At 33.5% G+C, this 24684-nt stretch carries 26 protein-coding genes and 2 other annotated features; of the genes, 18 read left to right on the top strand and 8 right to left on the bottom strand.

Features of this window, described 5'->3' with window-relative positions; translation table 11 throughout:
* Positions 1-7: 7 nt before the first annotated feature.
* Positions 8-1093: a DUF418 domain-containing protein gene (locus ACK1U5_RS07705; RefSeq protein WP_001093123.1), complete on the bottom strand. Its 1086-nt coding sequence runs from the start codon at positions 1091-1093 to the stop codon at positions 8-10.
* A 1-nt stretch (position 1094) separates the two neighbouring features.
* Positions 1095-1679: a TetR/AcrR family transcriptional regulator gene (locus tag ACK1U5_RS07700; RefSeq protein WP_069605044.1), complete on the bottom strand. Its 585-nt coding sequence runs from the start codon at positions 1677-1679 to the stop codon at positions 1095-1097.
* A 331-nt stretch (positions 1680-2010) separates the two neighbouring features.
* On the opposite strand from ACK1U5_RS07700, the gene ACK1U5_RS07695 reads away from it, so the two are divergent.
* Positions 2011-3522, top strand: a complete 1512-nt coding sequence (locus ACK1U5_RS07695) for a M36 family metallopeptidase (RefSeq protein ID WP_000482274.1) — start codon at positions 2011-2013, stop codon at positions 3520-3522.
* 107 nt (positions 3523-3629) lie between these two features.
* Here the strand turns inward: ACK1U5_RS07695 and ACK1U5_RS07690 are convergent, their stop codons facing one another.
* Positions 3630-4109, bottom strand: a complete 480-nt coding sequence (locus ACK1U5_RS07690; protein ID WP_069605045.1) for a hypothetical protein — start codon at positions 4107-4109, stop codon at positions 3630-3632.
* 222 nt (positions 4110-4331) lie between these two features.
* Positions 4332-4544 (top strand) — a binding site (T-box leader).
* 105 nt (positions 4545-4649) lie between these two features.
* On the opposite strand from ACK1U5_RS07690, the gene aspS reads away from it, so the two are divergent.
* From aspS to ACK1U5_RS07675, 3 genes are all read left to right on the top strand, one after another.
* Positions 4650-5948: an aspartate--tRNA(Asn) ligase gene (aspS, locus tag ACK1U5_RS07685; RefSeq protein WP_000377345.1), complete on the top strand. Its 1299-nt coding sequence runs from the start codon at positions 4650-4652 to the stop codon at positions 5946-5948.
* A 207-nt stretch (positions 5949-6155) separates the two neighbouring features.
* Positions 6156-6404 (top strand) — a binding site (T-box leader).
* A gap of 116 nt (positions 6405-6520) precedes the next feature.
* The gene (locus tag ACK1U5_RS07680; RefSeq protein WP_000814538.1) at positions 6521-7861 is read left to right on the top strand and encodes a sodium-dependent transporter; all 1341 of its coding nucleotides are present in this window, start codon (positions 6521-6523) and stop codon (positions 7859-7861) included.
* 74 nt (positions 7862-7935) lie between these two features.
* Positions 7936-8811: an alpha/beta fold hydrolase gene (locus ACK1U5_RS07675; protein ID WP_025966775.1), complete on the top strand. Its 876-nt coding sequence runs from the start codon at positions 7936-7938 to the stop codon at positions 8809-8811.
* Between the two features lie 36 nt (positions 8812-8847).
* Here the strand turns inward: ACK1U5_RS07675 and ACK1U5_RS07670 are convergent, their stop codons facing one another.
* Together ACK1U5_RS07670 and ACK1U5_RS07665 are read right to left on the bottom strand one after the other, a co-directional pair.
* Complete coding sequence (locus ACK1U5_RS07670; RefSeq protein WP_000695357.1) at positions 8848-9423, bottom strand: nucleotidyltransferase family protein; 576 nt, start codon at positions 9421-9423, stop codon at positions 8848-8850.
* A gap of 24 nt (positions 9424-9447) precedes the next feature.
* Entirely contained in the window at positions 9448-10245 is a 798-nt protein-coding gene (locus tag ACK1U5_RS07665; RefSeq protein ID WP_000028915.1) for a lipid II flippase Amj family protein, read from the bottom strand.
* Positions 10246-10435: 190 nt separating this feature from the next.
* Between ACK1U5_RS07665 and ACK1U5_RS07660 the strand changes: the two genes are divergently transcribed.
* The 8 genes from ACK1U5_RS07660 to ACK1U5_RS07625 all read left to right on the top strand — a co-directional run bounded on the left by ACK1U5_RS07660 (position 10436) and on the right by ACK1U5_RS07625 (position 16783).
* On the top strand, positions 10436-11101 hold the full coding sequence (locus ACK1U5_RS07660) for an HAD family hydrolase (protein WP_030025512.1): 666 nt from the start codon (positions 10436-10438) through the stop codon (positions 11099-11101).
* 204 nt (positions 11102-11305) lie between these two features.
* On the top strand, positions 11306-12745 hold the full coding sequence (locus ACK1U5_RS07655; protein ID WP_069605046.1) for a GntP family permease: 1440 nt from the start codon (positions 11306-11308) through the stop codon (positions 12743-12745).
* Between the two features lie 79 nt (positions 12746-12824).
* Positions 12825-14027: an iron-containing alcohol dehydrogenase gene (locus tag ACK1U5_RS07650; RefSeq protein ID WP_001158668.1), complete on the top strand. Its 1203-nt coding sequence runs from the start codon at positions 12825-12827 to the stop codon at positions 14025-14027.
* A 171-nt stretch (positions 14028-14198) separates the two neighbouring features.
* Positions 14199-14894, top strand: coding sequence for an aspartate/glutamate racemase family protein (locus ACK1U5_RS07645; protein WP_030025515.1), 696 nt, complete (start codon positions 14199-14201; stop codon positions 14892-14894).
* Between the two features lie 88 nt (positions 14895-14982).
* Complete coding sequence (locus ACK1U5_RS07640; protein ID WP_000493255.1) at positions 14983-15456, top strand: SAM-dependent methyltransferase; 474 nt, start codon at positions 14983-14985, stop codon at positions 15454-15456.
* Positions 15453-15893: a GNAT family N-acetyltransferase gene (locus tag ACK1U5_RS07635; RefSeq protein ID WP_001223866.1), complete on the top strand. Its 441-nt coding sequence runs from the start codon at positions 15453-15455 to the stop codon at positions 15891-15893. The genes ACK1U5_RS07640 and ACK1U5_RS07635 overlap by 4 nt, the downstream gene beginning before the upstream one ends.
* A gap of 175 nt (positions 15894-16068) precedes the next feature.
* Positions 16069-16554, top strand: a complete 486-nt coding sequence (locus ACK1U5_RS07630; protein WP_001050149.1) for a DUF2975 domain-containing protein — start codon at positions 16069-16071, stop codon at positions 16552-16554.
* Between the two features lie 10 nt (positions 16555-16564).
* The gene (locus tag ACK1U5_RS07625; protein WP_000152534.1) at positions 16565-16783 is read left to right on the top strand and encodes a helix-turn-helix domain-containing protein; all 219 of its coding nucleotides are present in this window, start codon (positions 16565-16567) and stop codon (positions 16781-16783) included.
* Positions 16784-17024: 241 nt separating this feature from the next.
* Here ACK1U5_RS07625 and ACK1U5_RS07620 read toward each other — a convergent pair whose 3' ends face one another.
* Both ACK1U5_RS07620 and ACK1U5_RS07615 read right to left on the bottom strand, forming a co-directional pair.
* Complete coding sequence (locus ACK1U5_RS07620) at positions 17025-17552, bottom strand: HAD-IIIA family hydrolase (RefSeq protein WP_000181772.1); 528 nt, start codon at positions 17550-17552, stop codon at positions 17025-17027.
* A 29-nt stretch (positions 17553-17581) separates the two neighbouring features.
* Positions 17582-18013: a GNAT family N-acetyltransferase gene (locus ACK1U5_RS07615; RefSeq protein ID WP_000009776.1), complete on the bottom strand. Its 432-nt coding sequence runs from the start codon at positions 18011-18013 to the stop codon at positions 17582-17584.
* 153 nt (positions 18014-18166) lie between these two features.
* On the opposite strand from ACK1U5_RS07615, the gene ACK1U5_RS07610 reads away from it, so the two are divergent.
* From ACK1U5_RS07610 to ACK1U5_RS07585, 6 genes are all read left to right on the top strand, one after another.
* Positions 18167-18877 (top strand): ABC transporter ATP-binding protein, encoded by a 711-nt coding sequence (locus ACK1U5_RS07610; RefSeq protein WP_000921904.1) that lies wholly within the window; start codon positions 18167-18169, stop codon positions 18875-18877.
* Positions 18870-20084, top strand: coding sequence for an ABC transporter permease (locus ACK1U5_RS07605; RefSeq protein ID WP_030025520.1), 1215 nt, complete (start codon positions 18870-18872; stop codon positions 20082-20084). The genes ACK1U5_RS07610 and ACK1U5_RS07605 overlap by 8 nt, the downstream gene beginning before the upstream one ends.
* Positions 20085-20351: 267 nt before the next feature.
* Positions 20352-20939 carry a YpjP family protein gene (locus ACK1U5_RS07600; RefSeq protein WP_001134421.1) on the top strand — a complete coding sequence of 196 codons (588 nt, stop codon included), beginning with the start codon at positions 20352-20354 and terminating at the stop codon, positions 20937-20939.
* A gap of 106 nt (positions 20940-21045) precedes the next feature.
* The gene (locus ACK1U5_RS07595; protein WP_001987851.1) at positions 21046-21681 is read left to right on the top strand and encodes an HAD family hydrolase; all 636 of its coding nucleotides are present in this window, start codon (positions 21046-21048) and stop codon (positions 21679-21681) included.
* A 1-nt stretch (position 21682) separates the two neighbouring features.
* Complete coding sequence (locus ACK1U5_RS07590) at positions 21683-22069, top strand: VOC family protein (RefSeq protein ID WP_001094668.1); 387 nt, start codon at positions 21683-21685, stop codon at positions 22067-22069.
* A gap of 11 nt (positions 22070-22080) precedes the next feature.
* Positions 22081-23016 (top strand): aminoglycoside phosphotransferase family protein, encoded by a 936-nt coding sequence (locus ACK1U5_RS07585; RefSeq protein WP_069604967.1) that lies wholly within the window; start codon positions 22081-22083, stop codon positions 23014-23016.
* A gap of 50 nt (positions 23017-23066) precedes the next feature.
* Here the strand turns inward: ACK1U5_RS07585 and ACK1U5_RS07580 are convergent, their stop codons facing one another.
* Positions 23067-24524 carry a serine hydrolase gene (locus ACK1U5_RS07580; protein ID WP_069604968.1) on the bottom strand — a complete coding sequence of 486 codons (1458 nt, stop codon included), beginning with the start codon at positions 24522-24524 and terminating at the stop codon, positions 23067-23069.
* Between the last annotated feature and the right edge of the window lie 160 nt (positions 24525-24684).

Here is a 24684-nt window from a genome sequence, read left to right as displayed (position 1 = left end):
TGGAAATTTATCCGGCTAATTTCCTCATAATCCATTCGATAGGACCTCTAGAAAATTTCTTTCTCCATAACACACTAATTAAAATGCTGAAAATGAAAAATGCAGTAGCAAATAATAAAACGAATAGTAGTGATTGATTTTCCATTCTATTTAATAGAATTAATGTCCCAATACCGATAAATACATGACTGACATAATGAGTTAATGTTAATTGTCCTGTTTGCACAATGGAAGTGACAAACCAATTATTTCTATATTTTTCAGCGATATAGAGGCAAATGATTAATATAGCAATAGAGGATCCTGTAGCAGATAAAATATATAATACATTTGGTAAGATGGGTCCTGTATTAAATAAAAATGTGGCGGTCTCTCTGCCGATGTATGGAATAAAAAAGTGTGTAAGTCCTTTTGATAAAAGTTCTGTCAATATTGTGATTGTAATACCGAGTAAGAGTAATCTTTTTTTTATTTTTTTATTATGAAGATCTAACCTGCCAATTAACATACCGATTAAGAAGAACGAGAACCAAGGGAAAATAGGGTGATAGCCATTAAAGAATAAGTTGCGAAGAAAACCCTTTATTGTCCAGAAGTCTACATAATTTATAAATGGAGTTGGACCTACCCAACCCTCGAAAGTATTGAAAGTAAGCTGAAGAGATTGTGCGAACAATAAAATAATGATAGAAAGAAAAAGTAATAGTTTTTTGCGTACTGTCATGAGTAATGCAGCAACGAAAAGGTAAACACCATAGTAGTGTAATATATCCCCAGTCCACTCCATTACATATAGTAGTAATCCTAAAATAAATAAGAAAAGTGATCGTTTCCATATGGTCTTTCGGCTATTAGAAATTTTTATTTGTTCATTGCTAGCAACGGCTGACCTAGTCATTAAAGTTATACCAATGCCAGCAAGTATAACAAACAAAGCAGAGGCTCTACCTTCAAATAGTGACATGAAGGTTATTAAAAAAGGGGGACCATTTCCTTCTGCACCTGTTATCACCATGAAATTAACAAGTAGCATACCAAACATCGCCCAAGCTCTAGCAAAATCTAAGCCGATAATGCGTTTTTTTGTATTCACTTCAACCCCTTCTTTCAAAAATGTTATTTACAGCTTCAATCCAAATTTGTTTATAATCTATCTTTGCACCAATCATCATAAAATTTCCGATATTATCAAGCACTAATGCTAACATATGAGCTTTTGAAACTAGATTTTTATTTTCAATTAATTGAAGTTCATTTGCTTTTGTAAGGAGTACTTCAAATCCATGTAAGTATTCTGTTTGCACAGTTAGTAATCGATCTTTGTACATCTTGTTTCTTGAAGATAGTAATACATATTCTTGTAACACTCGGTTAAAATAAGGGTCGTTTCGCTGTTCATCAATTATTTTAAGGCCAATTGCAATACATTTTTCAATAAAATTTGATTTTGTAAACTCTTCTGTATGGAAATAAGAAGAGAACTGCATAGCTTTACATAATTCAGTAAAAATACATTCAATTAAAGCATCTTTAGACTTAAAGTAGTAATATATAGATGGTTTTGCGATACCAACCTCCTCACCAATCATCGTATAAGTTGTTTTAACAATACCGTACGTAGCAAAAAGGCGATAACTTGCTTCCATTATTGAAGAGAGTGTTTCTTCACTTTTACTCATATAGATCCTCCTAAAAAAAGGTTATTTAAATCGTATCATTTACAAGTGCTTTTTTCAACCTACCGTTAGGTAAAAAAATAGTCTATTTTTTTAAACAGTAATATGAAAAGCTTTAGGGATAAGGAATGGATTTAGAAATTTCTTTCTAAAGTATTGTGTTCACTTTACACATAAATATTGAGAAAATTTCACTTACCCTAAATGGAAAGGTAATAGAAGTGTTCATAGAGAATTACTCGTAGATTCAATTTTTATCCATCCGTTTTGCGGGGAATGATTGCCTAGTGGTAATGGGATAAGGTTGAGCTACTTTATTAGGGGGAGTGGTTCTATGTTTAATAAAAAAATGGTGGCAATGGCAATGACCGTGCCGTTAGTAATGGGGACGATTTCTACGGTTTCGGCATTGGAAAAACAACAGCAAGTAAAGTTAGAAGCTTATTCGCCACAGAAAAAAGCAACTGAATATTTAAAAGAAAATGCTGCGCAGTATGGATTGAAAACAGATCTTTCAGACTTGCAATATATTTCTACAACAGAAACATCAGTAGCTTCATATGTTAGGTTCCAACAAGTTGTTAATGGTGCACCTGTATTTTCAAAACAAATAACAGTTACGCTTAACGGAGAGGGAAAGGGAGTACTCGCTGTTTCTGATTATCAGCCTGTTACAGGTGTGAAGGAAGTAACGACAAAAATTAGTGAAAAAGATGCAATACAAAAATCAATGGCGTATGTTGGAGAAGCAAGTGAGCAAAATTTATGGGCTCCTACAGATAAAGAGTTCGGATATATTGTTGAAGAAGGAATTGCTCGTCCAGTATATAAAGTTGTAGTCCATTCTAATAATCCATTTGGTGCATGGGAAACATTTATTGATGCAGAAAATGGAAAGTTAATTAAAAAGGTTGATATAAACCGAAAAGCTGAAGGGTCAGGAAAAGTATTTTTACCTAACCCAGTCGTATCTAGCGGTAGTAAAGTAGGCTTAAAAGATAATAACGATGCAGATTCAACAGCTCTAACGAACCAACTGAAAACTGTTACGTTAAAAGGTTTAGATGGAACAGGATTTTTAATTGGAGAATATGTAACGATTTCTTCAAAAGCGAAAACAAAATCTACGAATTTACAATTTAACTATACACGCGCAAATGATAGCTTTGAAGATGTTATGTCGTACTATCATATCGACACATTGCAACGTTACATTCAAAGTCTAGGTTTTAAAAATATTAATAACCGTTCGATAAAAGTGAATGTTAATGGTACAACTGATGATAACTCATTCTATTCTCCATCAACAAAAGCTTTAACTTTCGGTACTGGCGGTGTTGATGATGCAGAAGATGCTGGTATTATCGCACATGAGTATGGGCATTCGATTCAAGATAACCAAGTTCCTGGCTTTGGTAGTTCAGCAGAAGGTGGAGCGATGGGAGAAGGATTTGGCGACTTCTTAGGTGCTACATATGAAGATGCAGTATCGACTACTGGATATGGTAAAGCATGTGTTGGAGAATGGGATGCGACTGCTTATTCTAGTTCAGATCCGACGTGCTTACGCCGATTAGATACGAATAAAGTGTATCCGAAAGATATTACAAATGAGGTACATGATGATGGGGAAATTTGGGCACAAGGCCAATATGAAATGGCACAAGCATTTGGACGTGATGTAGCAACAAAAATCATTTTACAATCACACTGGTCATTAACACCAAACTCTAAATTCAGTGATGGAGCAAAAGCGATTAAGCAAGCGGATGCTCTTTTATATGGCGGACAACATGCTGCTGATATCGATCGCATTTGGGCAGCGAGAGGCATTAGTACGAATTAATATAAAAAGTCGTGGCATTTATAAGCCACGACTTTTTAATTTGCTTACGAACTGGTACTAGTAAATAAAGCTATATCAATGATAGTGTGAATATATCCGTATCCCATTTACTTTTTAGCTTCTTTAAAAACAAAATGCTCTTTAAATTTTCTAGATTCAACTTTTTGACCATTTCGCATCGATCGGAATGGGTGTTCTTGCCATGTAATAATAACATCAACTTCATCTGCTTTTGTAGCAACGGGTAAATTAGCGTGTTCAAATCCAGTTTTTCCACTTGCCAAACGACTTTCCTTTAGGGAAAAGAGTTCATATTTCGTTTTCTTATTTGGTTCGTTGCGGAATACTTCGACGTTTACATTATATACTTCACTATTCCCGACATTCTTTACTGAAAAATGATATGTTTGAAATTCATCTTTTTTAGCTTGAAGCATATTCTTGTTTGTTTTTTTCGGTTTATCAATATTCACTTGCCATTGATCAGAGTTTTGAGAGATTGGTAAAGATTTTGGTGAATAGGCATACGTTTCGTTTACTACAATTAAGCAAAACAAAAGGAAAAAGAAACTAATTGCTTTTTGCATATACACACCTCGCGTTAAAATTTTTATTAATATGCGTAAATGAATTAGTTTTTATGTAAAAATTGGAAAATATTAAAGGTGTAATTTTGGATGTAATACATAAGAATATGTATTACAAAATTAACTTTTCACACTTTAGAAGAAGTTAGGAGTTATAAAACCAGAATGTTTCAAAAAAAGCTTGCGTTTTATAAGGTGAGGAGTTAGAATACTCTGTAAATATAAAAAGTGATGATCAGGAAAAGTACATGGTGCAAAGGTCTACAGAGAGCAGCCAGTTGCTGGGAAGGTTGCGATACCGCATGATGGAAAGACACCTGTGAGTGTTGCTTTGAACGTGATTATTAGTAAAAGCAAACGGTACCTACCGTTATCAGGGCTAAGATGGTCAGTATGACAATTTGGGTGGTACCGCGGAAAAAATCCGTCCCTATTTATAGGGGCGGATTTTTGTATTCTTTGAAAGGGGGTGAGTGACCGTGGATGATGACGATGACAACAATAACGTAAATAAATATAAAATTACTGGAGGGAAAAATAATGGATTCAATAATGAAGCGTTCACTCACAAAAGAATGTACAAAGCAAAGTGGAAAGGTTGTATTACTTCAAGGATGGGTAAAAAAGATTCGACATCTTGGAAATGTTAGTTTTTTATTATTACGGGACAGAACAGGAGTAATTCAATGTGTATTAGAAAATGAATTGGCTGGATATAAAGTTGATGTAGAAAGTGTCGTCCACGTAATTGGTGAAATAGTCGAAACATCGAAAACAGAATTGGGTGTTGAAGTACTTGCTCATGAAGTGAAAGTAATAAACGGTGCAGAGCCACTTCCATTTGAAATAAATAAAAAGAAGTTACAAGTTGGCTTAGATCAACTACTTAATGAGCGAGTAATATCATTAAGGCATGAGCGAACCGCAGCGATTTTTAAAGTGAAATCTACACTCGTTCAAAGCTTTAGTGAATTTCTTATAGAGAACGATTTCACACGAATATTTACGCCGAAAATTGTTTCGCAAGGGGCAGAAGGAGGAGCAAATGTTTTTAAGCTTCCATACTTCCAAAAAGAAGCTTATTTAGCACAATCACCACAGTTCTATAAGCAAATGATGGTGGCAGGTGGGTTAGAACGAGTTTTTGAAATTGCACCTGTATATAGAGCGGAACATCATAATTCTTCCCGTCATTTGAATGAATATATATCGTTAGACGTAGAGCTTGGTTTTATTCATGATTTTTATGAAGTGATGCAACTAGAAACGGATGTTTTACGATATATGTTTCAACAAGTAGCGAAAAAATGTGAAATAGAACTACAACTATTACAAATAGAAGTACCTGTTATTACTGAAATACCTAAAATTACATTGTTAGAAGCACAAGAAATTTTGAAAAGTAAGTATCGTAAAGAATCTCCTGTAGGGGATTTAGATACAGAAGGTGAAAAGTTACTAGGGAAATATGTGAAGGAAATATATAATAGTGAATTTGTTTTTATTACGCATTATCCGAAAAAAGCGAGACCGATGTATACGATGCCGAATAAAGAGAATCCAGCTATTACTGATTCATTCGACTTATTATATAAAGGATTAGAAATAACGTCAGGGGCACAGCGAATTCATAATTATGAAATGTTACTCGCTTCGTTTAAAGAAAAAGGATTACACCCAGATAAATTTCAATCTTATTTAAATACATTTCGATATGGTTGTCCACCACATGGAGGTTTCGGAATTGGGTTAGAAAGGGTTGTATATAAACTTTTAGAATTAACAAATGTACGAGAGGCGAGTGCTTTTCCGAGAGATTGTACTCGTCTCATACCGTAAAAAGAATCTTCGCGATTATCGCGAAGATTCTTTTTTTATAGTTCGTTTGAAAAGGTGAAAATATAGACTCTTTCTTTTTCTAATAAGCTTAGTAAAAGTCAGTTGAAATATGAACCATTTCGACAAAAAAATCAATATACCCTTGACAGTTACAAATATAACAGATATACTTCATATTAATTTCAAAAGAAAATATATTCTAAATATTAAAATGTGTTGAATAGGAGTAGTAAGGTCATGTATTTGTACAGAGAGCTATGGGTTGGTGTGACATAGTCAAATAACATCCTGAACTCGCCTAGGAGCAGTAAGGTGGAACGGAATTACATTCTTAGTAAATCTTAACGGTTAACCTTCGATATTAGGTTTGTAATCAAACGATTACTACTAAGGTGGATTCATAATGGAATCAATAAGGGTGGTACCGCGTTAAGTAAATGGCTTAGCGTCTCTTTATATAGAGATGCTAGGCCATTTTTTTATTATATGGAAGAAGAAATGGAGGGTTTATTTGAATAGGTTTATAAAATTTATTTATTTATATAAAAAGATTTAATTAGGAGGAAAATGAGATGAAACAGACGGAGCAATGGACTTCGAAATTAGGTTTTATAATGGCGGCAGCCGGATCAGCAATTGGACTTGGTGCGATATGGAAGTTCCCTTATATCGCTGGGAAGAGTGGGGGAGGAGCGTTCTTTTTAATATTTATATTATTTACTGTTTTAATTGGACTACCGCTACTTATAGCTGAATTTATGATTGGACGCAGTACGCAGAAACAAGCAGTTGGAGCATTTAAAAGCATCGCACCAAATACGGGATGGCATTGGATTGGACGCCTTGGTGTTGGAACTTGTTTTATACTACTTTCGTTTTATAGTGTTGTAGGTGGATGGGTATTAATTTATTTATTCAGAGGAATAACTGGACAACTGATTACTCCAGGACAAAATTACGGTACATTATTTACTGAAACAATTGGGAATCCTGCTTGGGCTATTATGGGACATTTCGCTTTTATGTTCATTACGATATGGGTTGTATCAAAGGGTGTACAAAACGGAATTGAAAAAGCAAGTAAATATATGTTGCCAGCATTGTTCGTTTTATTTGTCGCTCTTATTATTCGTTCGTTAACACTTGATGATGCAATGAAAGGTGTGAAGTTTTTCTTACAACCAGATTTCTCAAAGATTACTTCGGAAAGTATTTTGTTCGCAATGGGGCAATCATTCTTTGCAATTAGTATCGGGATTTCAATTATGGTTACGTATAGTTCCTATTTAAATAAAAAAGAAAGTTTACCAAAATCAGCAATAACAATTGTTGGATTAAATTTATTTGTTTCATTATTTGCAGGTCTTGCTATTTTTCCAGCCGTATTTTCATTAGGAATGGAGCCAACAGAAGGACCTGGATTACTATTTATCGTATTACCATCTGTATTTAGTCAAATCCCATTCGGTGGATTTTTCTTAACAGTATTTCTTGCACTATTTACATTTGCGACATTAACATCAGCATTTTCTCTACTAGAAACTGTTGTTTCAGCATTAGCAAATGGTGAACAAGAAAAGAGAACGAAATTATCATGGCTGATCGGTTTCGGCATTTTCTTGGTAGGTATACCATCAGCGTTATCATTTGGAGTATGGAGTGATATTACGATTTTCGGAAAGAATATTTTTGATGCAGTAGACTTCTTATCTAGTAATATATTAATGCCACTTGGAGCACTATTTATTAGTATTTTCGTTTCATTCAAAATGGAGAAGAAGGTACTAGAAGCAGAGTTTTTTGTAGGTGGAAATTATGGAAAGAAAGTATTTACTTATTGGGCATTTTTACTTCGATTTGTAGCACCACTTGCAATAATTATAGTCTTCTTAAATGTAATAGGGATTATTTAATATTAAATGTTATAATATTCAGTAAAAAAGGGGTGATGATCATAAAGAAAAATTTGATAGAAGCAGGGAAATATATGAATATTAGAGGGAAAAAGCTATACGTTGAAACACATGGAAATCCTAAAAATAAGCCAGTCTTATACTTGCATGGTGGACCAGGAGAAAGTTGTTATGATTTTTCATTTCATCAATCGGAACGTTTAAAAGATTCTCTATATGTAATTATGATAGATCAAAGAGGTGTTTGTCGCTCAGAAGAAATTACTGAAGACGAAGCTTTTGGATTAAATGATTTGATTGAAGACTGTGAGGAATTAAAAAAAGTATTACAAATTGAGAAGTGGTCTATAATTGGACACTCTTTCGGTGGATATGTAGCATTGCTTTATGCGTCGATATATCCAAGTTCAATAGAGAAAATAATATTTGAAGGACCAACTTTTGATTTTGCATTAACAAGTAGGGCTTTGTTACAAAAGACAGGGCATTTATTAAAAAAGTATGGAAAAGAAGAAGTAGCAGAAGAGTGCTTTGCTTATTCATCTAGCGAGGCTAGTTCAGAAGAGTTGTTAGAAGCTTATATAAGACTAAGCGCTGAATTAGAAGAAAAAAGAATGGAGATTTACAATAATAAGGAAGATAGGACAGATGAGAGTTTATACAGTGATGAAGAGTGGGAAATATTTTCAAATCGCTCCAAAATTCACTTTGATAGATTAAAATTAGAGGGAGCATGTCATACATCATTATTATCAAAAATAAAAGATGTACAAAATCTAATGTTATTAATAGTAGGAAAACATGATGTAGTAACGTGTGAAGAACAAATTAAAACATTTAATAAAGATGCCCGAAACGGCAAGTATATCGTATTTGAAGAGAGCGGTCATTCACCTCATTATGAGGAAGCAGATAGATTTGCAGAAACGGTCATACATTTTTTGAAATGAAGAAAAGGGTGCTTCTATAAATGAGAGGCACCCTTTCTAAATTTCTGGATATGTGATTGTGATGTTAGGCCACTTACTTTGCCAATTCTTTTTTATAACTCTGTTTTTGTACATATGTAATCGTTCTTTCGATTCAAGAAAATGAGCTGTTGGTTTCACTTGTAAGGAAAGGACATCTTCAATACCACATGGTGCTGTTAAGATAACGTTGTTTAGTTCATCAAGTGTAACTCCTAAAGCCGTTGCTGTTTCAGGGAATTTAGAAATAGCATTAACAGAAGAAGAATATGGTGGCATATTATTCACTACATGCATACGAGCTTGATTTTTTACAGACCAAGGGATAGTAGCATCAATATTCATTAATTTCGTTTCTAATGATTGTTCGTATATCTCATCTTGATGTAGACTATCATAATAAATCACATCAACATCAGGCATAGCCGTTTTAGCTTCATAGTCATGTAAAGTATCCCAAATTTTAGAACGAACAAATCCGGCACAAATCCACCAATCAGGTAGCTCTAGTGATTTTGCCATTTGTAATACATTCATCATCCATTCGTCGTTTTCTATTAAGCGAATTATATCTTTCTCTGTTTTGATCTTCATTGATAAATTCACCTTTCTAGTAAATTAATGCATCAGTTCAATAATCCATAAAATCCAGTAAGCACCTGGTACAAATAGCAGTTGTGCTAATAATGTGCCGAGAAGTCTAGAAATCATTAGCCAACCATACATTTTACTCATAGATTCAGCACCGCTTTCTGATTGTAGAGCACGTTCTGTTAAAAGAGCAATGCGTGGATCGAGTAATACAGTTAATAAAATAGTGGCGAAACCATTTACAAGGCCAGAAGCTGTACTTGCATTTGTTGCATAATCTGGATTTAAAAAAGAAGCGTAAAGGGCTGAAAGTACCCCTGCTGTATAAATAGCAGTAGCAAACATGTTAATAAGCATAATACGCTTTGGAATACCACCGATACGCAGTCTATGAATCATTTCTAACTTTGGAAAACGGACATATTTTTTTGTGTACTTTAATTTTTGAATGTTATTCGTTTTCATCATTCGAATGAAAGAACCGTCTGTTTCAAAGTTTTGAATGACATATCCAAATAATTTTGTCAAAGTTGGATAAAGAATGATCGCGATTAATGTACCGATAGAAGCCGATAATAGTACGAGTCGTATAATATGCTCTAAATTAATAGAAGAATCTAGTTTTGCTTCATCGACAATACCACCGATTAAAAAGGCTTGTAGTAAGTTTGATGTTCTTGAAATAAGTAACACCATTCCTACAACAGACAAGGCAACCGCAATCTTCTTTAAACGTACTCCAGCTAATCGAATACTATAAGAGCTTGTTTCAACTGCGTGGATCACAATTGTGAAAGCCATTATAAAAATTAACGTAATTGACATTTGTTTCACCAGTTTCTATTAAAATAATTGTAACTTTTTTACTGTATCATATCTATCTTATTTTGTAACTGAAAGTATGTGACATATGGAAATTGATTTTTCGAAAAAATAGATAATAATAGTATAATAGGGAGAAGTGGAAGAGATGTTAGCACTTATTTATACAGCAAATTAAGTGGAGGAATGAAGCATGTATAAAACATTTCTATTTGATTTAGATGGAACTTTAACGGATCCGAAAGAAGGGATTGTAAACTCGGTTTTATATGCATTAAAAAAAGTAGGAATTGAAGAAGTACATATAAGTGAGTTAGATTCATTTATAGGTCCTCCTATTCAGCAATCATTCATAGAGAGATATAATATGAGTGAAGGAGAGGTTGAACGTGCTGTTTTTTACTTCCGTGAGTATTTAAAGCAGCGTGGATTGTTTGAAAATAATGTATACGAGGGGATTCTGAAGCTCTTGCAACAATTAAAAAGTTCAGGGAATCGCATATTCGTAGCAACTTCAAAGCCCACTGTATTTGCGAAACAAGTTATAGAGCATTTTCGATTAACGAATTATTTCGAAGACATCATTGGAAGTAATTTAGATGGTACGAGAATAAAAAAAGAAGAAATAATTGCTCATATTTTACAAACACATGAAGAACTAAATAAAGAAGAAATGATAATGATTGGTGATAGAAAGCACGATATAATAGGTGCAAATCAGAATGGAATTGCTTCAATTGGTGTTTTATATGGCTATGGCTGTGAAAAAGAACTGACTGAAGTTAGTGCGACCTACATAGTGAAAGATGTTGAAGAACTGTATCATTTTTGTGTAGAGAAAAATTTAATACAGCAGTAAATATAGATTCTAGCAATCCCTTTATAACGTATGACGATGAATTCGTTTCTGTTTAAAGGGATTTTTCATATGTAATCGAATAATTATAATTAGACATTTTTAGCATAAAAATTTGTATGAATAAGAGGAGGGATGTCAGAATTGAAAGGTTAGTAGAAATTTATCAATAAAATTTAGAATATTCTGTTTAATGGAGGGGTAAAATTGGAGTTAGTTATTATATTATTAGCACTAAGTTTACTTATGTTCGTAGCATACAGAGGTTTTTCTGTTATTTTATTCGCGCCGATATTTGCATTATTTGCAGTATTTTTGACAGAACCTAGTTATGTATTACCTTTCTTTTCTAATATCTTTATGGAGAAAATGGTTGGATTTATAAAATTATATTTTCCTGTGTTTTTATTAGGAGCAATATTTGGAAAAGTAGTGGAAATGTCAGGAATTGCAGATTCTATCGCAAAAACAATTATTGAGTTAGTTGGTGAAAAACGTACTATATTAGCGATTGTATTAATGGGGGCTATTTTAACGTATAGTGGTGTTAGTGTGTATGTAGTAGTGTTTGCTGTTTATCCGTTCGCAGCTAAGTTGTTTCGACAAGCTAATATTCCAAAGCGTTTAATCCCTGGAACGATTGTTCTTGGAGCAGTAACGTTTACAATGGATGCGCTACCTGGATCACCACAAATTCAAAATGTAATACCTACAACATTTTTTAAAACGGATATTTATGCTGCACCGATACTTGGGATTGTAGGAGCAATTTTTGTTCTTACATTAGGTTTACTATATTTAGAGAGTAGACGTAAGAAGGCAAAAGCAGCAGGTGAAGGATACTTTGGTTTTAATGATGGAAATACTGAAATGGCAGCATCTGTGCAAGTAGAACAAAAAAATATGCCATTAATTAATAACATTGAAATTACAAGAGCACAACAACTTATTGCATTTATACCACTTATTTTAGTAGGTGTAATGAATAAAGTGTTTACTATTATGATACCGAAGTGGTATCCAAGCGGTTTTGATTTTTCTGCAATTGGTATGAAAGCATTTGGAAAAGTAGAATTAAGTGCAGTAGTAGGAATTTGGTCTGTAGAATTGGCACTTATTATAGGGATCTTAACAACGTTATTATTATATTGGAAGCGAGTAGTAACAGGTTTCCAAGCTGGATTGAATACAAGTATTGGTGGAGCGCTACTTGCAACGATGAATACAGGAGCTGAGTTTGGATTCGGTGGTGTCATTGCAGCACTTCCAGGCTTCGCAATTATGAGAGATGGCATCTCTGCTACTTTCACAAATCCGTTAGTGAATGGTGCAGTAACGACGAATATTTTAGCTGGAATTACAGGCTCGGCATCAGGAGGAATGGGAATAGTATTAAGCGCAATGGGAGATAAATTTATTGCAGCGGCCAATCAATTTGATATTCCATTAGAAGTTATGCACCGTATCGTATCAATGGCATCAGGAGGAATGGATACACTACCACATAACGGGGCTATTATTACTATTCTTACAGTAACGGGATTAACACATAAACAGTCATATAAAGATATATTTGCTATTACTATTTTGAAAACGGTTGCTGTATTTTTAGTTATCGCATTCTATACTTTAACAGGACTCTATTAAAAAATTTGAATCGTAAAGATTCATCAAATCGATAATTTATATTATAAAATATTAATTAGGATAAGAAGGGGTGGGGGACTTGCAAGAGGTTTCTGAGTTTCGTATGCCAAAGTCGGTATTATATGGAAGGAATTCGCTTGAAAAACTGGGAGAACAATCAAAAAAGTTAGGGAAAAGAGCTTTTATAGTTACTGATACAATTATGGAGAAATTAGGATATGTTGAAAAGTGTATGCAACAACTAAATAAGAAAGGTATTATTGTTAGCACATATAATAAAGTGGATGCTGAGCCTACAAATATACACGTATTAGAAGCGTTATCTCTTTGTAAAGAGGAAAAGTGCGATTTTATTATCGGTATTGGTGGTGGAAGTTGTATTGATGCTGCGAAAGCGGTAGCGGTTTTATATACAAATGGTGGAGAAGTTGAGGATTATGTCCAAAAGGATATTGAAATAGAAAACAATCCACTACCACTTATTGCAATTCCAACAACTTCTGGTACTGGTTCGGAAGTTACAAGTGTAGCAGTAATTACGAATAAAAAAACAGATGTAAAAATGATGATGAAGCATCCTAGTTTTATACCGAAAGTAGCAATTATAGATCCAGTTTTGACAAGTTCGTTACCACCACAAATTACGGCAGCAACAGGAATAGATGCGTTATGTCATGCGATTGAAGCTTATATTTCTAAATTTTCACAACCACTTACAGATGTACTTGCTCTTTCAGCTATTGAAAGTATTATGAAATATTTACGTATAGCATATGAAGATGGACATAATATGGAGGCAAGAGAAGCGATGATGATTGCTTCCTTACAAGCTGGAATTGCATTTTCGAATGCATCAGTTACATTAGTTCATGGAATGTCAAGGCCAGTGGGAGCATTATTTCATGTACCGCATGGAATATCAAATGCCATACTATTACCTACAGTGTTAGAGTTTACGAAAACAAGTGCAGTGAAAAGGTTAGCAAAAATTGGACGTAACTTAAATAAGGATTTGTATTCGAATTCTGATGAGGAAGTAGCAGACTACACGATTGGGGAAATAAAAAAGCTTTGCTATGATCTTCGTATTCCAAATTTAAAAGAATACGGTATCGATGAAATTGAATTTGAAAATGCTATCTCTAAAATGGCATCAGATGCAATTGAAAGTGGTAGCCCAGCTAATAACCCACGTGTTCCATCATATGATGAAATCAAAGAGTTGTATCGAGAGTGTTTTAATTATAAGTATAAAGAATTTATAAAAATATCAGATTATTAATTTCAGAATATTCTATAAAAATTTCCTTGGAAATGAAAGTACAATTATTCTATATTATTACGTTAAAACAAGACTTTATATTCCAAACTTAAAGTCTTGTTTTATTGTGTATAATATACATAATAAAACGTTGTTATTAGTTTTATAAAAAAAGTTTAGGTAGGTGTTTATATGAAAACGATAGGTCTTATAGGTGGTATGAGTTGGGAATCAACTTCTGAATATTATCGAATTATTAATGAAGAAATAAAAGAGAGATTAGGAGGGCTACATTCAGCAAAATGTTTGATTAATAGTGTGGATTTTGAAGAGATTGAACGATGTCAGTCTAGCGGAAATTGGGATGGTGCTGGAGAAATTCTAGGGAATGCGGCATATTCATTACAAAAGGGAGGAGCAGACTTTATAATCATTTGTACAAATACAATGCATAAGGTAGTTGGAAAAATAAAGGCCAAAATTGATATTCCAGTCTTACATATTGCTGATGCAACTGCAAAAGAAATTAAAAGAAAAGACATTCAAAAGGTTGGTCTGCTTGGAACTAAATATACAATGGAGCAAGATTTCTATAAGTCACGTATTGAAGAGCATGATATAAAAGTAATAGTACCATCAGAAAAAAATAGAAAAGAAATAAATAAAGTAATATATACAGAATTATGTTTAGGAAAAATAGTATCTCAATCTAGAGAATATTATAAAAGAGTCATCGAAGAGTTAGTGCAAAAAGGAGCACAGGGAATCATATTAGGTTGTACAGAAATAGGGTTATTAATAAAGCAAGAAAACGTATCTGTCCCGATATTTGATACAACTCATATACATGCAATTGAAGCAGTCAAGGTAGCTCTAGATAGAGTATAATTATATTATGTAAACTTTATTCGTATATCTGGAAAACATTCAGAAAATATTTTATAATGTAAGTGGTTACATTTAAGGGGGAATGCGTATGTTTTCAGTTCAACCAATCGCATTTGTACATAATGAAAGAAAGGAAATAAAAGATGATGAGTGGGGAGAAGTAAGATCTCGTATAACTTTAACTGAAATGTATGCAGAAGAGAGTATACAAGGGGTTGAAGATTTTTCTCATATTGAAGTTGTTTTTTATTTTCATAAAGTAACTGACGAGCAAATTCAGTATTTTGCTAGACATCCTAGAAATAATAAGGATTATCCTGAAGTAGGTATTTTTGCACAGCGCGGGAAAAATCGCCCAAATCGCATAGGTGTAACAATTGTAAAGGTGATCAAAAGAGAAGGTAAATCAATTATTGTTGAGGGATTAGATGCTATTGATGGCACTCCTATATTGGATATAAAACCAATAATGAAAGAGTTTATGCCGACAGAAGAAATACACCAGCCTAAATGGGCAACGGATATAATGAGACAGTATTGGAAGGGGAATGGAGTAAAATGAGAATATATGAGGCAACAATTGCAGATTTAGATGGACTAGCATCAGTTTTTAATAACTATCGCATGTTTTATAGGCAAGATTCTGATTTAGAAGGGGCAAAAGTATTTTTACGAAATAGAATTGAGAAAAAAGAGTCTGTTATTTTCGTAGCAGTTGAAGACGGCGAATATATTGGGTTCACGCAACTATATCCATCATTTTCTTCTATTTCAATGAAAGAATTATGGATTTTAAATGATTTATTTGTACAAGCGGCGAAGCGTGGAGCCGGAACAGGTAAAAAATTATTAGAAGCTGCTAAAGAATACGCATTAGAAAATGGAGCAAAAGGTGTAAAGCTGCAAACGGAGATTGATAATTTATCAGCACAACGATTATACGCTGAAAATGGTTATTTGAGAGATAATCGTTATTTCCATTACGAATTAACGTTTTAAAAAATTAAGTTGAAAGAGACATTTTCAAGAAAAAGAATTTCTTTGTAATGAGAAATTCTTTTTTATTTTTGCCTAAATTAAAAAACATGACGAAAATAAAACGATATTTATTTATTGTTAAACAATAAATATTGTGATAAAATTATGTTGCCATTAAATAAGTGAGGTATTGTAAATGAATCTTAAACGAAGTTCAACAACGTTCTTAAAAGTAATTATTTTTCTTGCTGGAATTTCAGTACTTGCTTTATGCATATTTTTAGTGCCGGAAATGGCGAATTTCGCAGCAAATTTGTATCCTAATATTGCTCCGATGAAATATCTTGTTTTCATTGTGATGTATGGAGCAGCTGTGCCTTTTTACGTTGCTCTTTATCAGGCTTTCAATCTTTTACAGTACATTGATGAGAACACAGCGTTCTCGGAATTATCAGTAAAGGCGTTAAAGAATATAAAGCGCTGTGCAATTACAATCAGTGGTTTGTATGTATTAAGTTTGCCACTTTTTCATTTTATAGCGAAAAAAATGGACCCTCCTATTGGGCTAGTGGGACTCATTATCGTTTTTGCTTCGCTCGTTATCGCCGTTTTTGCTGCTATCCTCCAACGACTTCTACAAGAGGCAATTAACATAAAATCAGAAAATGATTTGACGGTCTGAGGTGGCGGATATGACAATCATTATTAATATTGACGTCATGTTAGCAAAACGAAAAATGAGTGTAACGGAGCTTTCGGAGAAGGTTGGAATTACGATGGCGAATCTTTCTATTTTGAAAAATGGGAAAGCAAAAGCGGTTCGTTTTTCAACATTAGAAGCGATATGTAAAGCTTTGGAGTGTCAGCCAGGGGATATTTTGGAGTATAAAAACGATGAGAATACTCAATAAAAGCAGATAACAAATGTAAATAATAGAAGTCAATAAAGAAGGGATAGCCACTAAGCTATTCCTTCTTTACGTTAATTGCTGTTACTAATAAAAAATATAATTTGAATTGCAATGTTTGCGTATCAAAAGGGAACTTGCTACCTTTTGAGGTGATCCGTTTTGTGGAAGACAATTATTTGCCAAAAAGGCTATTTAAACTATGTTTTAAATTATTTCGAGTGAATCAAAAACTTCATTTGTATTATAGTTGATTTAAAACCCAGTTCGTTGCATCTTCAAAGTTATCTGCAATGTAGTTTGGTTCAATATGTGCCCATTTGTCTCGGTACGTATGCAAAGCATCATACCCAGCGCCTGTTCGGACTAGAATCGTAGTCGCATTTACTTTTGCTCCTGCAACAATATCAGTCCAGCGATCACCAACTACAGCACATTGTGTTAAATTAAGTCCATGTTTTTTTGCTGCTTTAAGCAGCATGCCTGTACTTGGTTTACGGCATTCACAACCATCACCGTGTTTATGAGGACATACATAAATATCATCAAAACCGAAGCCTTCTAATTCTTGTACAAAATCGGCTACAGTTGCAATTCCATCTGCGATACCAGGTTGATTTGTGAAAGAGAAAATTTTTATATTTTTAGCTTTTAGTTTTTGCAAGGATGTTTTTGTGAATGGAAATAATGAAAAAGATCCTGGATAATGTATTGTAGTGTCACCACCAATTGTACCGTCACGATCAATGAAAATTGCTTTAATGTTTGTCATAGTTATAGTCCCTTCAATTTATAAGTAGTTTAAAAATGTTTTACAAATCTGTAGCCATTTACTTCATATCCTAATTTTTTGTAAAAAGGATGAGCTTCTACTCTTTTTGTTCCACTAACTAGCCATGTGCCAATGCAATTATGTTTCTTTGCTAATTGCTCGGCATAATCCATCAACACTTGTCCAATGCCTTTCCGTCGTATGTTAGAATCAACGCTAATAATTGAAATCTCTCCATAACGTGTTACATCTTCTAAATTTTCACGTATACGAAATCCAAGTAATCCAAATATAGCTTCTTCTTCCTCGTAAACATATAAAAAATCAAACGGACTCATTTGTACGAATTGTAATCGGTTGTTCATATCTTCATAGGAAATAGAGGAACCTTTTAATTCTTTCGTTAAAGAACAAAGTGCGTCTATATCATCTATCGTTGCTTCACGAATTTGAAAAGACATATTATCCACTCCAATAAAATGTAATCAAACATTTAATATTCTGTTAAAAAATGTTTTTTCCTGCTATGAAAATAAATATTTTATAATGATATATAGATAGTTATATGTTATTCTTTTCCTTGATTGTATTAGAAATGGAAAGAAGGGGAATGCATGTTAAAAGTAAATATCCGCTCAGCTGGATATGAAATAGGCGAAAAAATAATTCATGATATAGCTTTTTCTATCGAAAAAGGTGAACTAGTTGCTCTTATTGGAGCAAATGGTGCTGGGAAGAGTACGACGATTAAAACGATACTCGGATTACTTGTAAATATGGACGGTGAAATATCATTCGGTGAAAAGAAAAATCCGTATGCATACGTACCAGAACATCCAACATACTATGATTACTTGACGCTCTGGGAACATATTGAATTATTAATGGCAGCTCGTGGAAGTGAAATGGGAAGTTGGGAAGAACGAGCGGAACAATTATTACATACTTTTCGAATGAATAAGCATAAACATGAGTATTTATCAAAGTTTTCAAAAGGCATGAAACAAAAATCGATGCTAATATTGGCGTTTTTAACTGAGCCAGATTTTTATATCATTGACGAACCTTTTATCGGTTTAGATCCAGTAGCTACGAAAGAGTTTTTAAATTATTTATATAAAGAAAAAGAGCGCGGGGCAGGAATTTTACTTTGTACGCACGTATTAGATACTGCTGAAAAAATTTGTGAAAGATTTTTACTCATTTCACAAGGTACATTAGTCGCAGATGGACATTTAGAATCTATTCAAATATTAGCGGAAATGCCGGGTAGTTCATTATTAGACTGCTTTGATGTAATTGTAAGGCGTGAACAACATGATTAAACAACAATTTTATAAGAGATTACGCCATGAACTCCAGCGGAAATGGAAGTCTATACGTTCGGTAACAGATTGGACAGTCGCATTATATATTATTATTCCAGCACTTATATTTATGGGAATCTATTATCGATCGCTATGGATAAATGAATTATCAACGGAAGAGACGATTTATTTCGGATTAGGATTACTCGCATTTTATTTAGTAACATATCCAAGAGGAGTTCGTTCATTTTTTGAGCAAGCGGATAGTTTATTTTTAATTTCGTATGCAACACATATGCGAAAATTAGTCCAGTATGGCATGATGTACACATTTGTTCGAATAGCGATAACGAATATAATAGTAGTCGTTATTATGTTACCGGTGTTGATGAAAAGTATCGAAGTAACAGAGATACAAGTCCTATTATTTTGGTTATTCTTTACTATATTTCGATTTATGTTGTCGTTGTTAACGAGATTTGTTCATGTACATGTGGGGAAACGATGGGTTTTATGGATTGTAAAAAATGTAGTATTTTCTATGAGCGTGTCCTTTTTTGGAATTAGTTTATTTTTTATTTATAAAAATCCGTTGTATTCAATTTTATTTATCGGTCTAGTAATTTTCTTAAGTAGTGTATTAGTAAAAGAGAAAATGAATTATAAAAAGTTCTTTTTTAAAGAAATCGAGAAAGAAAAGGAGGAAAGCATGCGCTGGACGAGCGGAATTATGCAAGTTGGTGGTCATGCGGTTAAACCGAGTAGTTCGAATAAAAAACCGTGGATGTTTCCGCGCTCTAAAAGACTTTTAGGGAAAAAAGCTGATTCTCGTATTGTCGAATCTTTTTTGAAAGAATTTTTCCGTACAAGTACTGCACGAATATTTTATATTCAAATTGTATGTATCAGTACTGCAAGTATAATTATGACTCCAAGGTGGATTGCAGCTATTGTTCTCGTATTTGCTGTAGTTGCAATTTCTCGCTATGCACGTGATTATTGGAATGAATTTACGAATAAGATGTTTCTTCGTTTATATTGTGATGAAGGGAAATTACTATTGTTAAGATGGAAGGCAGATCGTTATTTACTACTACCAGCAATACTTTTATATGGAATAGTTATACTTTCACAGTTTTATTTATTGCCAGCTGTGGTAGGCAGCGTTGTTTTTATTTTATTAATTGTATGGATTGTATTTCTACCATTAAAAAAGAGCCATTGACGGCTCTTTTTCTAGTCTGTAACACATTGATAAATAAAATATACTAAAACGAGTATGCTTGCGGCGGAATACATGACATCTAAAGTCATTCAAGTGCCTCCTCAATATCGTGGTATTAATATTGTATGAAATCTTACAATTTCATATTCAAGTGAAAAATATGTGAACGTTAACAAAATTGTAAAGTGCAAAAATTACAATCATTTTGTATAATAGAAGAAACCACCGTTATATAAAAAATAATGAGTGAAAGGGGAGGGAACATAAATGCCAAATTGGTTTAGAAAAACCTTAGTCGCATTAATTACCGTATTTACATTTGGTTTAGTGACGCCTCCTTCCATATTGCTTGATAATGCCAAAGCTGCGGACAAGCCTACGAGCACAGCTGGGCAACAAAGTTTGGAGAGTACGTCCTATACATATGAAGAAACGAATGACAGGTTAACCACCGATACTTTTATTACTTATGCGATGCAAGAAGCAGAGAAGCAGTCGATGCAAAAGTTTGGTACTAAAATTGGTCCAGTAATTGAAGATGAATTTAAAGATGTAATATTACCAAAGATTGAAGAGGCAATTGCTGAGCTTGCTAGTGATGTACCAGAAGATTCACTACAATCATTAGCGATTTCTCAAAAACCAGCTGGTGGGAATAATGAAAAGATTTTTCATGTCTACGATACGAAATCAGGAAATGATTTATTGCGTTTCCATGTAAGAAGAGATCATCCACCGCAAGATGGTTATTATTTTAATTTCCATTATCATCGTTTTGATGATGGATACTCAGGACATCATGAGTTAGGAAATATTTATTGGAATACGAATGTACCGCCGAAATGGCTTTCTTAAAAAGAACAAGAGAAAATCTTGTTCTTTTTTATTTTTATAGAAGGGACAGACAACCATGTTGTTGAATAACATAGGTTTAGAAAAAAGAAGCAAAGGGAGTATGGGAATGCAAAAATATATTGTTTTTGACTTTGATGGCACATTAGTAGATTCACAAAATATATTTGTACCAATTTATAATCAAATTGCTGAAAAGCACGGATATAAAACGGTAAGAGAAGAAGAAATTGAGTATTTACGCAAGTTAACGATGGCGGAGAGATGTAAACAACTCGATGTACCACTGTATAAACTACCGATATTAGCGCTGGAGTTTTATAAATTGTATCAACCTGCTATAAAAGATCTTATTTTGTTCCATGGGATGAAGGAAGTATTAGATGAACTACATAAAAAAGGCTACGGAATTGCAGTCATATCATCGAACTCAGAAGAGCATATTCGGGCGTTTTTACAAAAGAATGATATAGAAAATATACAAGAAGTGTATTGTTCTAAAAATTTGTTCGGTAAAGACAAGATGATAAAAAGATTTTTAAAATCGAAAAAGATAACAGAGAAAGATATGTTATATGTCGGTGATGAACAGCGAGACGTAGCAGCGTGTAAAAAGGCTGGAGTGAACGTAATTTGGGTATCTTGGGGATATGATGTTATTGAAACAGTGAAAAAAGATGCACCAGATTACATGGTTCATAAGCCGATGGAAATTGTGCAAGTAGTACAAGGAGCGTATTCTTAATATGAATACACTGCGAGCAGGCATTCATCATATTGAATTTTGGGTAGCAAATTTAGAGGAGTCCATTTCTTTTTATAATAAGTTGTTTTCTATAATTGGGTGGAGAAAGTTAAATGAAGTAGCATATAGCACAGGAGAAAGTGAAATATACTTTAAAGAAGTAGATGAGGAAATTGTAAGGACGTTAGGGCCTAGACATATTTGTTATCAAGCTATTCATAGAGAAGTAGTTGATGAAGTAGCAGATTTTCTTTCTAGTACGAAAGTGAAGGTAATACGTGGTCCAATTGAAATGAATCATTATTCGGAAGGTTACTATACGATTGATTTTTACGATCCGAATGGATTTATTGTAGAAGTTGCCTATACACCAAATGCAGAAATGTAAGGGGAATAGATATGAAGATAATAATTACAGCACGGCAAAGCAATATACAAATAGTAAAAGATGCAGCGAATATTGAAGAAATTTCTAAAGGTTTTTCGCCTGATAAGAAATATATAATTACGAATGCAAATAATGAAAAATATTTATTTCGGACAGGCGATATAAAAGAGTATGAAAGAAAGAAAATAGAGTTTCAAATTTTAAATGAAATGGTAAAACGTAACGTACAGGCACAAAGGCCAATTGAAATAGGTATATTGGAAGAAGAAGGTGTATGCTATAGTATTTTTTCATATTTAGAAGGGGAAGATGCGAAGAAGCTATTGCCTACATATTCACCAAAAGAACAATATGATATTGGTATAGAGGCAGGAAAAGATTTAGCAAAAATGCATACATTTGAAGCTCCTAAGGATATACTTCCATGGTATGAAAGAGCTATGAAAAAACATAGTAAATATGTAGAGGTATACAAAACATGCGGAATAAAAATAAAAAATGATGATAAAATCATAAAGTTTATAGAAGAAAATGAAATATATTTAAAGAGCCGCCCGAATCGATTTCAACACGATGATTTTCATTTAGAAAATATAATTGTACGGGATGGAAAATATGTAGGTGTTGTTGATTTTAATGGCTATGACTGGGGTGACCCAATTCATGATTTCGTAAAAATTGCACTGTTTGCAAGGGATATTAGTATTCCGTATTCAATCGGACAAATAGAAGGATACTTTAATAGGAAAATACCAGAGGAGTTCTGGAAATTATACACGGTGTATGTTGGCATGACAGTTTTCTCCTCAGTTGTCTGGACATTACGAGCAGCGCCGCATATGTTAGATGATATGTTAGAGCGTCTTACTATAGTTTTAGAGGATCATAATAACTTTGAGTTATCGAAGCCAATTTGGTTTCAACCAGATAAGATTGATATGAAATAGAAAAGGTAGGTGTGATTCGCACCTACCTTTATTTTTTACCATCAAGATACTTATTTAATTTTCTTAAATGTAAGCGGCTGAGTACTTAATGTAGCTGGTACATGTAACTGAAGGGATGGGAATTCACCACTTACATTCATTTCATAAGCGAATAATAAGCTCATTTTCATTTGGAATAAGTCAACTTTTGTGGAGAAGATGTCGTAATGATGATGCTCTAATTGAATATCCATTTCCATAAATTGTACATATAACGAATCATCTCGTTTGTATACTTGTAATGTTCCGTATGCAGGATGTTCAAAAGTACCAGTATAATCCTCTAACTTGTGCGAAGGTGTAGTCCCTTTAATTTGTTCAGGGAGGGATTCAGTTGCTTCTTTCATCATTTCCTTCATTTTTTTAGTATCTTCTACAGCACGTTTATGCCAATCAATGGATTCTAATTCAAGTAGTTCGTCATAAATTTGATTAGCGAGATAAGTAGGAAGTAATGTTCCTCCAGCATTCGTTAAAATGACAAGGCCTATGTTTTCTGTTGGTATGAATGAAACAAGCGCTGAAAATCCATCGATATTACCGCCATGATGAATCACTTTTTTACCACGATAAGCGCTAATAAACCAACCAAGACCGTAACTATTTAATGGAGATTCAGGGAGTGATAAAACCGGTTGGTCTGGAATTGAATTGTGTGGTGTATACATTTGTTGTAATAATTCAGAGGAGATTAATTCATGATCTCCAAATTTTCCTTCATTTAAGTGGAGAAGTACCCAATTTGCCATATCTTCAATTGTGGAATTAATACACCCAGCAGCGCCAACTGTATCGATGTTACGGAATGGAACTGCTTTTATTTCACCGTCATTTTCAATGTAAGGTAAAGCGTAATCATCTGTAGTTTGTGAATCGTTAACAGAGAAGTTTGTATGTCTCATATTTAAAGGTTCTAAAATATGTTCTGTAGTGTATTGCTCCCACGTTTGATTTGTAATGTTTTCAACAATGTAGCTAATTGTTGCATACATTAAGTTGTTATATAGAAATGCAGTCCGGAACGGTGCATCAAGTGGTAAATGTTTTATTTTTTCAACGAGATCTTTTCGAGATAAGGAAGAACTGTACCAAAGAGCCTCATGACGACTCACTCCAGTTCGATGAGAAGCTAAATCCCGTCCTGTAACTTGTGAGCTAGCAAGTAGTTCAGATAAAGTAAAGTTAGGTATATAAGACGGGACAGGAGCATCCCAATTAAACTTTTTTTGCTGTGCTAACAAGCTTAATGAAAGTGTACCAAACGCTTTCGTTGAGGAACCGATTGCGAATCGAGTATTCGGTGTAACAGCCTCTTTTGTTTCTATATTACGATAGCCGAAACCTTCTGAAAGAATAACTTCACCGTCTTTTATAACAGCGACAGCAACACCAGGAACATTTAAATCCTTCATCATTTTTTCAACCGTGGTTTGTAAAGAAGTCATAACAGGTGTTTCAATTTTAGACATATTTCTAACCTCCAAATATAAATTTTGATCTACCGCACTATACTTTCGGTAATAGAAAATGAAAACCTTTTAAAATATGGAAAGTTAATAATTTTGTAAGAATTAGCGCAAGAAATTTTATTAATTAAGATTATTAAATTTACCATTTTTCATGTTATGA

This window comes from Bacillus sp. XB1 (assembly GCF_053557995.1).
The sequence above is the reverse complement of the archived record's forward strand: the minus strand, read 5'-3'. Positions and strand labels throughout refer to the sequence as shown.

Bases quoted from the DNA above. Each gene is read 5' to 3' on its own strand.
- ACK1U5_RS07625 (WP_000152534.1), top strand. From the start codon at position 16,565: ATGACAATCATTATTAATATTGACGTCATGTTAGCAAAACGAAAAATG.
- ACK1U5_RS07635 (WP_001223866.1), top strand. From the start codon at position 15,453: ATGAGAATATATGAGGCAACAATTGCAGATTTAGATGGACTAGCATCA.
- ACK1U5_RS07590 (WP_001094668.1), top strand. From the start codon at position 21,683: ATGAATACACTGCGAGCAGGCATTCATCATATTGAATTTTGGGTAGCA.
- ACK1U5_RS07580 (WP_069604968.1), bottom strand. From the start codon at position 24,524: ATGTCTAAAATTGAAACACCTGTTATGACTTCTTTACAAACCACGGTT.
- ACK1U5_RS07615 (WP_000009776.1), bottom strand. From the start codon at position 18,013: ATGTCTTTTCAAATTCGTGAAGCAACGATAGATGATATAGACGCACTT.
- ACK1U5_RS07700 (WP_069605044.1), bottom strand. From the start codon at position 1,679: ATGAGTAAAAGTGAAGAAACACTCTCTTCAATAATGGAAGCAAGTTAT.
- ACK1U5_RS07600 (WP_001134421.1), top strand. From the start codon at position 20,352: ATGCCAAATTGGTTTAGAAAAACCTTAGTCGCATTAATTACCGTATTT.
- ACK1U5_RS07675 (WP_025966775.1), top strand. From the start codon at position 7,936: ATGAATATTAGAGGGAAAAAGCTATACGTTGAAACACATGGAAATCCT.
- ACK1U5_RS07585 (WP_069604967.1), top strand. From the start codon at position 22,081: ATGAAGATAATAATTACAGCACGGCAAAGCAATATACAAATAGTAAAA.
- ACK1U5_RS07620 (WP_000181772.1), bottom strand. From the start codon at position 17,552: ATGACAAACATTAAAGCAATTTTCATTGATCGTGACGGTACAATTGGT.
- ACK1U5_RS07630 (WP_001050149.1), top strand. From the start codon at position 16,069: ATGAATCTTAAACGAAGTTCAACAACGTTCTTAAAAGTAATTATTTTT.
- ACK1U5_RS07595 (WP_001987851.1), top strand. From the start codon at position 21,046: ATGCAAAAATATATTGTTTTTGACTTTGATGGCACATTAGTAGATTCA.
- ACK1U5_RS07605 (WP_030025520.1), top strand. From the start codon at position 18,870: ATGATTAAACAACAATTTTATAAGAGATTACGCCATGAACTCCAGCGG.
- ACK1U5_RS07665 (WP_000028915.1), bottom strand. From the start codon at position 10,245: ATGTCAATTACGTTAATTTTTATAATGGCTTTCACAATTGTGATCCAC.
- aspS (WP_000377345.1), top strand. From the start codon at position 4,650: ATGGATTCAATAATGAAGCGTTCACTCACAAAAGAATGTACAAAGCAA.
- ACK1U5_RS07670 (WP_000695357.1), bottom strand. From the start codon at position 9,423: ATGAAGATCAAAACAGAGAAAGATATAATTCGCTTAATAGAAAACGAC.
- ACK1U5_RS07690 (WP_069605045.1), bottom strand. From the start codon at position 4,109: ATGCAAAAAGCAATTAGTTTCTTTTTCCTTTTGTTTTGCTTAATTGTA.
- ACK1U5_RS07640 (WP_000493255.1), top strand. From the start codon at position 14,983: ATGTTTTCAGTTCAACCAATCGCATTTGTACATAATGAAAGAAAGGAA.
- ACK1U5_RS07695 (WP_000482274.1), top strand. From the start codon at position 2,011: ATGTTTAATAAAAAAATGGTGGCAATGGCAATGACCGTGCCGTTAGTA.
- ACK1U5_RS07660 (WP_030025512.1), top strand. From the start codon at position 10,436: ATGTATAAAACATTTCTATTTGATTTAGATGGAACTTTAACGGATCCG.
- ACK1U5_RS07680 (WP_000814538.1), top strand. From the start codon at position 6,521: ATGAAACAGACGGAGCAATGGACTTCGAAATTAGGTTTTATAATGGCG.
- ACK1U5_RS07645 (WP_030025515.1), top strand. From the start codon at position 14,199: ATGAAAACGATAGGTCTTATAGGTGGTATGAGTTGGGAATCAACTTCT.
- ACK1U5_RS07610 (WP_000921904.1), top strand. From the start codon at position 18,167: ATGTTAAAAGTAAATATCCGCTCAGCTGGATATGAAATAGGCGAAAAA.